Raw genomic sequence first — 1,658 nt, 5'->3', positions numbered from 1 at the left:
CTGTTCGAAGCGCAAGTCGAGATAAGCCCGGACGCCATCGCGCTGAGCTTTGAAGGCGAAAGCCTGAGCTACGCCGAACTGAACGCCAAAGCCAACCAACTGGCGCATTACCTGATCGAACGAGGCGTCGGGCCGGACGTGCTGGTCGGTATTTGCCTGGAACGCTCGCTGGAGATGGTGGTCGGCCTGCTGGGGATTTTGAAGGCTGGCGGCGCTTATGTGCCGCTCGATCCGAACTATCCGGCCGAACGGCGGAAGTTGATACTAGCCGATGCCGGCGTCACGTTGTTATTGACCCACGAAGGATGCTATGCCGAATTTGCCGACCCTACGGACTTGACGGCGGCAAGAGACGGAGTCATCTACCTCGACCGCGACAGTTCGGCCATAGCCGGTTATCCCGCGACAAACCCTACGGTGAACCTGCATCCCTTGCATCTGGCTTACCTGATCTACACCTCCGGCTCAACCGGTCGGCCCAAGGGCGTGGCGGTGAACCACCGCAACGCGGTGCATTCCACTTGGTCCCGGCTGACAGGTTATCCAGAACCGGTCAAAACCTATCTGCTGCTGTCCTCGTTTGCTTTCGACAGCTCGGTGGCGGGCATTTTCTGGACCCTGGCTCAAGGCGGCTGTTTATATCTACCCCATGACGACAACAGCAAAGACCCGGTGGCGCTGGCAGCCCTGATAGAGCAAGGGCGCATCTCCCACCTGTTAGCCTTGCCATCGCTGTATGCCGTGCTCTTGGAACAAGCGCCCCACGCCTTAAGCGGCCTGCAGGTTGCCATCGTCGCCGGTGAAGCGTGTCCGACCGACGTCGTCAAGCGCCACCTTGCCGTATTGCCCGGCGCCAAACTCTACAACGAATACGGCCCGACAGAAGGTACGGTGTGGAGTAGCGTCTACCAAGCGAGTTTGGATGATTTGGACAAACCATTATCGATAGGTCGGCCGATCGCCAACGTTCGTCTTTACAACCTGGATCGGTCGCTCAACCCGGTCCCGGTCGGCGTAGCCGGCGAACTGTACATCGGTGGAGCGGGCATCGTGCCCGGCTACTGGCACCGCCCCGATCTGACCGCTGAGCGTTTCGTCCCCGACCCCTTTGGTCCGGCCGGCGGCAGGCTTTACAAAACCGGCGATCTGGTCCGCTATCGCGCCGACGGCGCACTTGAGTTTCTGGGCCGGCTCGACTACCAGGTCAAAATCCGCGGCTTCCGCATCGAGCTGGGCGAAATCGAAGCGCAATTGCTTCAGCAGCCCGAGATCAAGGACGCCGTAGTAATCGCGAGGGAAGATCACCCCGGCGACAAGCGCTTGGTGGCTTACGTGGTTCCACTTACGACGGAAGCAAACGCGGAGGCCGAGCAGGCCCTAGTCGATCACATCAAAGCCCAACTCAAACACCACCTGCCGGACTACATGGTGCCCAGTGCCTTCGTGATGTTAGACGCCATGCCGCTATCCGCCAATGGCAAATTGGATCGGAAGCAATTGCCGGCGCCGGATCTCAGCGAACAGCTGAAAAAGGCGTATGTGGCGCCCCGCACCGAAACCGAGCAAGCCTTGGTAGAGATTTGGCAAGAGGTTTTAGGTGTCGAGCCAGTGGGCATCGAAGACGATTTCTTCGAATTGGGCGGGCATTCCTTGTTGGC

General features: G+C 59.6%; 1 protein-coding gene. It reads left to right on the top strand.

Annotated features, from left to right (window positions below; all coding sequences use genetic code 11):
• The coding region (locus tag A1355_RS05720; RefSeq protein WP_197471727.1) for a non-ribosomal peptide synthetase at nucleotides 1–1,658 on the top strand (1,658 nt) is incomplete at both ends.

The organism is Methylomonas koyamae (assembly GCF_001644025.1).
Taxonomy (GTDB): Bacteria; Pseudomonadota; Gammaproteobacteria; order Methylococcales; family Methylomonadaceae; genus Methylomonas; species Methylomonas koyamae_A.
The sequence above is the reverse complement of the archived record's forward strand: the minus strand, read 5'-3'. Positions and strand labels throughout refer to the sequence as shown.